This window comes from Vaccinium witches'-broom phytoplasma str. VAC, from assembly GCF_000309405.1.
GTDB lineage: Bacteria > Bacillota_I > Bacilli_A > Acholeplasmatales > Acholeplasmataceae > Phytoplasma.
Map to the genome: position 1 here is coordinate 1 of NZ_AKIN01000237.1, position 8,708 is coordinate 8,708.

4 protein-coding genes are annotated in these 8,708 nt (G+C 27.8%); all 4 read right to left on the reverse strand.

Going from position 1 to position 8,708, the window contains the following annotated elements; all coding sequences use genetic code 11:
- Positions 1-913 precede the first annotated feature (913 nt).
- The 4 genes from uvrB to RI68_RS03175 all read right to left on the reverse strand — a co-directional run bounded on the left by uvrB (position 914) and on the right by RI68_RS03175 (position 8,607).
- On the reverse strand, positions 914-2,875 hold the full coding sequence (uvrB, locus tag RI68_RS03160) for an excinuclease ABC subunit UvrB (protein ID WP_017193779.1): 1,962 nt from the start codon (positions 2,873-2,875) through the stop codon (positions 914-916).
- Positions 2,876-2,894: 19 nt separating this feature from the next.
- A complete protein-coding gene (uvrA, locus tag RI68_RS03165; protein WP_017193780.1) occupies positions 2,895-5,711 on the reverse strand; it encodes an excinuclease ABC subunit UvrA in 2,817 nt (938 codons plus the stop codon).
- A 47-nt stretch (positions 5,712-5,758) separates the two neighbouring features.
- Positions 5,759-7,501 (reverse strand): excinuclease ABC subunit UvrC, encoded by a 1,743-nt coding sequence (uvrC, locus tag RI68_RS03170; protein ID WP_017193781.1) that lies wholly within the window; start codon positions 7,499-7,501, stop codon positions 5,759-5,761.
- Between the two features lie 302 nt (positions 7,502-7,803).
- Positions 7,804-8,607: a Bax inhibitor-1/YccA family membrane protein gene (locus RI68_RS03175; RefSeq protein ID WP_017193782.1), complete on the reverse strand. Its 804-nt coding sequence runs from the start codon at positions 8,605-8,607 to the stop codon at positions 7,804-7,806.
- Between the last annotated feature and the right edge of the window lie 101 nt (positions 8,608-8,708).

Genomic DNA, 8,708 nt, shown 5'->3' on the forward strand with positions numbered 1-8,708 from the left:
TTTTTTTAATAATTAATATTTCTTTATCTAAGATTTTTGTTTTCAAGGCAAGATCTTTTTTTTAAGGGAAAAGTCTTTTATTTAAGAGATTTTTTTTATATAAGATGGTAAATATACAATTTAACAAAATTATATAAAAAATCTTAGTGAGAACGATTGTTATTAAAATTCTTGTAAATGTTTAGATCTTTTAGAAAAATATCGCATTAAATTGACTCAATTAACGAATCAACAAGGTTTTTATAATAAAGAATAATTTGCAAAATTAAAAGATCATTTAATTAAAAAAGGATTAAAAAGAGGATTTTTTAGGTAATTATATTTTAAAAAATATCCAACATATTGTTGATAATTTTGACCTTTTTTCTATTAAAGAGTTGGCAAAACCTGTTCATAATCCTATTATGCAAAGAGTTTACTTCCAAACAGCATGAAGCGGAACACGGGATAATTGCTTTATTCTCTAAATATTATGACTTATGGAGAATAGTTGTTTTTTGAAACAGAATGAGTGAGGGTGCGACTATATTCAAAAGAAAATGAACGAGTTCACTTTAAAACAAAAAAGTTGAAAAAATAAAAGAATTAAGAAAATATCACAGCGAAAGATTTGAAACTTAAAACATTCAGATATTTATTAACTCAACAAAAAGAATATATAGAACAACTTAAAAAAGAAGCTTATCAAAAAGATGTAGAAATCATCAAAGAAAAATAATTTTAATACCTATGATTTAGACATTTATACCTAAAAAAGAATATTTTATCAATCAAAAAGAATTATTAGCAGAATTAACAAAAAAGAGAAATATAGATTTTAACTTTCCAAACTAAATATATCTCTAACAAAAATAAATAATTGCTCCAAATAAAAAAGATCCTCTTAGGATCTTTTTGTTTTACGTTATAAAGATTAAGATTTTTTAATGTTTTTGATTAAATCTCTATAAATAACAGCTTGTTCAAAATTTAACTGTTTAGCTGCTTCTTTCATTGACTTTTGTAGTTGTTTTAAATCTGGCTTATTTTTTTGGTTTTTGCTAGAAGCTAATAAAGAGGCTTCTTCTTTTTGAGCTTTTTGTTTGTCCATAATAGTTTTTTTTACAATAGTTTTAATAATAGGAGCCGGTTTAACATTATGAACACGGTTATATTCCTCTTGAAGAGTTCTACGACGTTGCGTTTCTTCTATCGCTTCTTGCATAGCGTCAGTAATAACATCGCCATAAAGAATGGCTTTACCGTTAATATTACGTGCCGCTCTGCCAATAGTTTGAATAAGGCTTCTTTTATTTCTTAAAAAACCTTGTTTATCAGCGTCTAAAATAGCCACTAACGAAACTAATGGCAAATCCAACCCTTCTCTTAATAAATTAACTCCAATTAAACAATCATAAGTGCCGATCATTAAATCTTCTAAAATAACTAATCTTTCTAAAGATTTAATTTCGCTATGTAAATAAGCCACTTTGATGCCTAAATCTTTTAAATAACTAGTTAAATCTTCGCTCATCTTAATAGTGATAGTGGACACTAAAGTTCTTTCATTCTTTTCCGCTCTTTGTTTAATTTCAAAATATAAATTTTCAATTTGATTTTTAGTAGGACGAACTTCAATAATAGGATCTAGTACAAAAGTAGGACGAATAATTTGTTCCACAATAGGTAAATTTTTATTTAATTCATAATCACCCGGAGTAGCTGATAAATAAATTATTTTATCCATTTTTTTTTCAAATTCAGGAAATCTAAGTGGTCTGTTATCTAAAGCGCTCGGTAAACGGAAACCATATTGAACTAAATTATTTTTTCTTGAAAAATCGCCTGCATACATTCCTCTGATTTGAGAAACGGTCACGTGAGATTCATCAATAATAGTTAAAAAATCATCTCCAAAATAATCAATCAAAGTGGTTGGCGTTTCACCTGCTGCTTTCAAAGATAAATGTCTGGAATAATTTTCAATGCCATTACAATAACCCAATTCTTGCAACATTTCTAAATCGTATTTAGTTTTCATTTCTATTTTTTGAGCTTCTACTAGTTGGTTTTTATCTTTAAAAAAAATTATTTGTTCATTTAATTCTTGTTGAATGCGCAAAATAGATTCTTCTAATTTCTCTTTATCAGTAGCATAAAGAGAAGTGGGAAAAATAGTGATATCTTCTAAATTAGCTAAAATAACACCATCAACAGTGTTAAACATTTTAATTTCTTCAATTTCATCATCCCAAAAAATAATTCTTACCCCTTGTGTGGTATCAGAAGAAGGAATGATATCTATCGTATCTCCTCTCAACCTAAAAGTACCTCTTTTAAAAGAGTAATCATTTCTTTGGTAATTCAAACCGACTAATTGATTAACCAATTCTTTTAAAATATATTTCATCCCTTTTTCTAAATAAAGAATAGATTTTTTGTAATTCTCAATATCGCCTACACCATAAATACAAGAAACAGAGGAAACCACGATTACATCATCATGATTGATTAAAGAATTAATAGCGCTATGACGCATTTTATCTATTTCATCATTAATTAAAGAATCTTTTTCAATATAAGTATCATTACGGACTACATAAGCTTCTGGTTGATAATAATCAAAATACGAAATAAAATATTCTACTTTATTATCGGGAAACAAGGTTTTTAATTCGTGAAATAATTGTCCAGCTAAGGTTTTATTATGAACTATAATTAAAGTTTTTTTATTTAATTTATGGATAATATTAGATATAGTAAAAGTTTTGCCTGTCCCTGTGGCGCCAATCACAATCTGCTCTTTATGACCTTTATCTAAATTAGATAATAATTGTTCAATAGCTTTAGGTTGGTCTCCGCTAGGTTTATATAAAGTTTTTAATTTAAAAGCCATTTTCCTTTACCTTTATTATCTATGATTTTATCTTTAAGATTTGCTTTAAATAATATCCCGTATAACTCTGAGCATTCTGGCTCACTTCTTCTGGTGTTCCTTGAGCCACTATATGTCCTCCATGAACTCCCCCGCCAGGTCCTAAATCTATTACATAATCAGCATTTTTAATGACATCTAAATTATGTTCAATCACCACTAAAGTCGCTTTTTTATCTGTAATACGGTGTAGAACTTGGATTAATTGTTTAATGTCTTCAAAATGTAGACCCGTGGTTGGTTCATCTAAAATATATAAAGTATCCGGAGTAATTTGTTTATATAACTCACTAGCCAGTTTAATTCTTTGAGCTTCTCCTCCAGAAAGAGTAGTGGCACTTTGCCCTAATTGCAAATAACCTAAACCAACATCTTTTAAAAATTGGATATGTTCTTTGATTCTTTTATGGTTATCGAAAAAGACTAAAGCTTCATCAACTGTCATATTTAACACATCAGCGATATTTTTTCCTTTATATTTAATAGTTAAAGTGTCTTTTCTGAAGCGACTTCCATGACATTCATCACATGTAACAAAAACATCAGGTAAGAAATTCATTGAAATTCTTCTAATCCCATCGCCATAACAACTTTCGCAACGTCCTCCTTTAACATTAAAGGAAAAGCGTCCTTTTTGATATCCTCTAATTTTGGCTTCATTGGTTTGAGCGTATAATTCTCTTATTTTATCAAAAAGACCCGTATAAGTAGCCGGATTACTTCTTGGAGTTTTACCAATAGGAGATTGAGAAATTTCCACTATTCTACGAATATATCCTTGATCATCTACCATATTAACATTGTTTTCATCTTTTAACAAACGCTTTTTTTTATTTTTTAAATTTTTCAATAAAACGTTATTCACTAAAGTGGATTTTCCGGACCCCGAAACTCCTGTCACAACGTTAAAAACACCTAAAGGAAAAACAACGTTAATCTTTTTTAAATTATTTTCGGAAGCATTTTTCACATGAACCACTTGTTGAGGATTAATGGTGCGTCTTTGTTGCGGATAAGCGATGTCTTTTTGGTTGGACAAATATTGACCCGTTAAACTGTTTGGATTCGCCATCACTTCAGAAGGAGTGCCGAAAGCAACTACCTCTCCGCCATAACGACCTGCTAAAGGGCCAATATCAATTAAATAATCAGAGGCTAACATCGTATCTTTATCATGTTCTACCACTACAAGAGTATTACCTAAAGCGGTCATTTTTTTCAAAGCAGCAATTAAATTATCATTATCTTTTTGATGCAAACCAATGGAAGGTTCGTCTAAAACATATAAAACACCTGATAATTTAGAACCAATTTGAGTAGCTAAACGGATTCTTTGTGATTCTCCACCTGATAAAGTACTGCTTTTGCGTTCTAAAATTAAATAACTCAAACCGATGTCTTGCAAAAAAGATAATCTTTGAGAAATTTCTTCCAATGGTAAAGCCGTAATTTTTTTTTCTTCTGGTGATAATTCTAGATGATCGATAAAACGAGCTAATTCTTCAATCGACATTTGCGTCAATTCATAAATGTTTTTATGATTAATTTTGAAAGTTAAAGCAGCTTTATTAATTCTCGCTCCTAAACAACGAGAACAAGTTTCTTCAATCAAAAATTTTTTAAACCAACTCATCACGTTTTCGTTTTGAGATAATTTATCATAATAATATTCTAAAATAGTAATAACACCCATTTTCATTTCAGGTTGTTCGTGTTGGTTATTGTTAAGATTAGCTTTGCCGTACAATAAGATGTCTAATAATTCAGGTTCTAAATTGTTTAAAGGAATATTCATATCAATTTGATGGTAAGCACAAAATTGTTCTAAATCTTGCATTTTATTGTAAAAATCTCGGTGTTGTTGATAAAGAATGAAACCACCTTGATTCAGAGACTTATTAAAAGCAAATAAAAGTGTTTGGTCAAATTTATTTCTAATCCCTAAACCTTTACAAGTTTCACAAGCGCCTAAAGAAGAGTTAAAAGAAAATAATCTCATATTTCTTTCTGGGATGGTAAAATCAAGATTATCGTTGCTATAATTAAGATGAAATTTTAACATTTCTTGATCATTTAACCAAACAAAGACTTTTTCTTTGACTAAAGCTAAAGATAAATCTAAAGATTCGTTTAATCTACTTTCTATCTTATCTTGTATTTTTAAACGATCAATAATAACATTAATATCATGTTTTTCGTTTTGATTCAAAAGAGGAATTTCATCATCCAAAGAAAGGATTTTTTGATCTATCATCACTCTAGTAAAACCATCTTTAATTAAACGTTTAAAAAGTTTTTGGTGATTACCTTTTTTTTGTTCCACTATAGGAGCCATTATCACGATTTTACTATCCAATTCCAATTGTGCAATCTGTTGAACAATTTGTTCGTTAGTTTGAATTTGAATAGGTTTATCAGTATGAGGGTTATAAGGGACGGAAATATGAGTGTAAATAACTCTTAAATAATCATAAATTTCTGTAATAGTGCCGACAGTGGAACGAGGATTGTGAGAAATAGTTTTTTGATCAATACTAATAGCTGGACTTAATCCTTCAATTTGATCCACATCCGGTTTTTCAAAATTACCTAAAAATTGACGAGAATACAGACTTAAAGATTCCATATACCTTCTTTTACCTTCTTGATATAAAGTATCAAAAGCTAAAGATGATTTGCCTGAACCAGAAACACCGGTAATAACGATAAATTTAAATTTAGGAATATCTAAATTAATATTTTTAAGGTTATGCACGCGGGCGCCTCTAATTTTAATGATTGTATTATTATTAGACATAAATATAGTTTAAAGCCTTTCTATTTGAGAAAAATATTTTTTCAAATTTAAGAATATTTCTTTTTTATTTTTTCTAAAAAACTACAAGGAATATTTAATTTTTGAAAATCTTGACAAGAAGCATTTTGAATGTCTTTAATATTTTTAAAATGTTTTAATAAAATTTGATATCTTTTCGCGCCTAAACCTTTTATATCGGTTAACAAACTATTTTTATCTTCCTTTTTTTTTAATTGAAGATGAAAATTAAGAGTAAAACGGTGTACTTCATCACTTATTCTTAATAAAAAACGATATAAATTACTATTTTTATCTAAAATGATGGTTTTATCTTCTAAAAGTAATTCAGTTAGTTGATGTTTATTATTTTTTTTCAAAGCTCCTAGTTTAATATCTAAATTTAAGTAATCTAGGGCTTGTTTACAAGCGTTAAATTGAATTTTTCCACCATCTGCTAAAATCAAATCCGGCATTTGCACACTCATTTGTAAAAACCTTTGATAATGTATAATTAAAACATGATAAAAAGCGTCATATTCGTTTTGATATTCTTTTTCTACCGTAAATTTACGATAAAATTTTTTATTAAATTTTAATTCTTTAAACACTATCATAGCAGTCACAAAAGATTGGCCGAATAATTGCGAATTATCAAAAGCTTCAATATAATCAATTTTTTTGCCAAAAATATGGGATAATTCATCTAATGATTCTTGCATAATTTCAAATTTAGATTTATGGACTAAATTGTATTTTAATAAATTTTCTTTAGCGTTTTTTAAAGATAAAGCGTATAAATCTCCTTGATTTTTTTTTGAAACAATACGAATTTTAGCTTTTAAAATGTTTTGAATATTAGGTTTATCCAACGCCATTTCTTTGCCTAAAATAATTTCTTCGGGAATGATTTGTTCTTGATAATATAAATATAAATAAGTTACTATATTTTCAACTACATCGCCTACATAATTAAACACTATTTGATGGTTATCAAAAACATTGCCGCGATGCATTCTTAAAATATATAAAGATATATCATCTTCATTATAATAAAAAGCAACGATGTCGCAACTTTTTAATTTATTATCATTGATAAATTGTTTTTCCACTATTTTATTTAAATTAAACAAAAGATTCTTATATTCGATAGCTTTTTCAAATTCCAATTTAGAACTAGCTTCTTCCATAGACTTTTTTATTTGTTTAAAAATTTCTTTATCGTTGCCTTCTAAAAATTTAACTATTAAATTAATGTTAGATTGATAATCTACTTCTTTTTGAGCGCAAGGCCCTAAACATTGGTTAATATGATAATAAAAACAAGGTTTTTTGCCGATAGGTTGGCATCTTCTTAAAGGGTAAATTTTATGCAATAACTTAACTGTTTCTTTTAAACTTTCTGAATTAGGATAAGGTCCAAATAACCTTTTCCCTGGAGGAATATTTTTATACCTAGATATAATCAAGCGAGGATGTTTTTCGTTAGTAATTTCAATATAAGGATAAGTTTTATCGTCCATTAATTTAAAATTATATTTAGGCGAATAGCTTTTGATTAAATTAGCTTCTAAAATTAATGCTTCTAATTCATTATTAGTTAAAATATAAGAAAAATCAACAATTTCTAAAACTAAAACACCGGTTTTTTTATTATGAGAGCCGGTAAAATAACTTTTCACCCGGTTTTTTAAATTTTTAGCTTTACCTACATAAATCACTTCTTGTTTTTTGTTCTGAAACAGATAACATCCTGGTTCATTAGGTAAATTTTTAATTTTGTCTGATAACATCTTTACACCATAAATTTTTGAATTTTTTGACAAAAAAATATTAAAAAGTTTTGATATGATTTTTCCCTATAAATAAATTTGATGAAGGCTATAAGTAAAAAAATAAGATGTGATTAATAAGTTATTAAGATTATTAATTTATCCTAAAAACTTATTAATCACATCGTTTGGGAATGACTTTTATAAATGATCAAACAGAAAAGAACTTGTTTCTTTTCTGTTTGATTCTATCTCTCATTGGTCTTGTTAATTCAACGAAATAATTTCAAAACGAAATTATAATCTTATTATGGGTATGAAATTTAAATGATTTCATTATTCTTTTTTTCTAACATTGTAAGAATTAAAATTCTCGCTATTTGTTCAAAAATGAATATTAAAGTCGTTAAGAAAGCGAAAGCTAAAGACCATTCATATTTTTTAGAAATATCAAATGTCATTATTTGTTCAGCATTATCAAAATCTATCGCTAAGAAAGCAGAACCTAAAACTAATAATACTCCACTAATAGCTAATTGAGACCAATAACCGCTTAAATAATTTTTACCACTAATGAAGCTTACAAGCATGTTAATCGTTAAAAAAGCGAGAATAACTATAAAACTAACTAAACTAGAAATTCTAAATTTATTATTAACTTGTAAAATTTCTTGATAATATAAAAAATGCATAATCAAGAAAACAACCAAAGTGCCAATAACTGAAATAGCTAATATTGAAACAATCGCACTATAAGCGCCAGTTAATACTGATATCGAACCAAAAACACCACTAATCAATATACCTTCAGAAATGGCATACATAATAGCGAAAGGTTTTTGATTCATTTTGCCAGCAAAAATACTAACCATAATAGATACAAAACCTAACATGGAAGCAACTCCGATAGAAGAGTATAATAAAATAGCCTTCACACTTTTATCGCCTGCAGCTATAAGGGAAATTAAGGAAAAATGCAATATACCTGATACCAAAACCGTTAACAATAATATCATTGTTTTGGTAGCAACACCTTTTTTAGTTGCAGTTTCAAGAGTTCTAACTTGATTAGCTGCAAGGGCTTGTTCTCTTATTTGTCTAAAAACAACATTTTCTTTTTGTTGCATGGGAAAATTACCTCTTTTTAAATTTTCATTAAATAGATCGGAAGAGCGGTTCAGCAGGAATGCCGAGACCGATATCGTATGCCGTCTTCTGCTTGAAAAAA

What these genes read in the sequence shown, in the direction of transcription:
- uvrB (WP_017193779.1), bottom strand. Translation starts at nt 2,875, where the DNA reads ATGGCTTTTAAATTAAAAACTTTATATAAACCTAGCGGAGACCAACCT.
- uvrA (WP_017193780.1), bottom strand. Translation starts at nt 5,711, where the DNA reads ATGTCTAATAATAATACAATCATTAAAATTAGAGGCGCCCGCGTGCAT.
- uvrC (WP_017193781.1), bottom strand. Translation starts at nt 7,501, where the DNA reads ATGTTATCAGACAAAATTAAAAATTTACCTAATGAACCAGGATGTTAT.
- RI68_RS03175 (WP_017193782.1), bottom strand. Translation starts at nt 8,607, where the DNA reads ATGCAACAAAAAGAAAATGTTGTTTTTAGACAAATAAGAGAACAAGCC.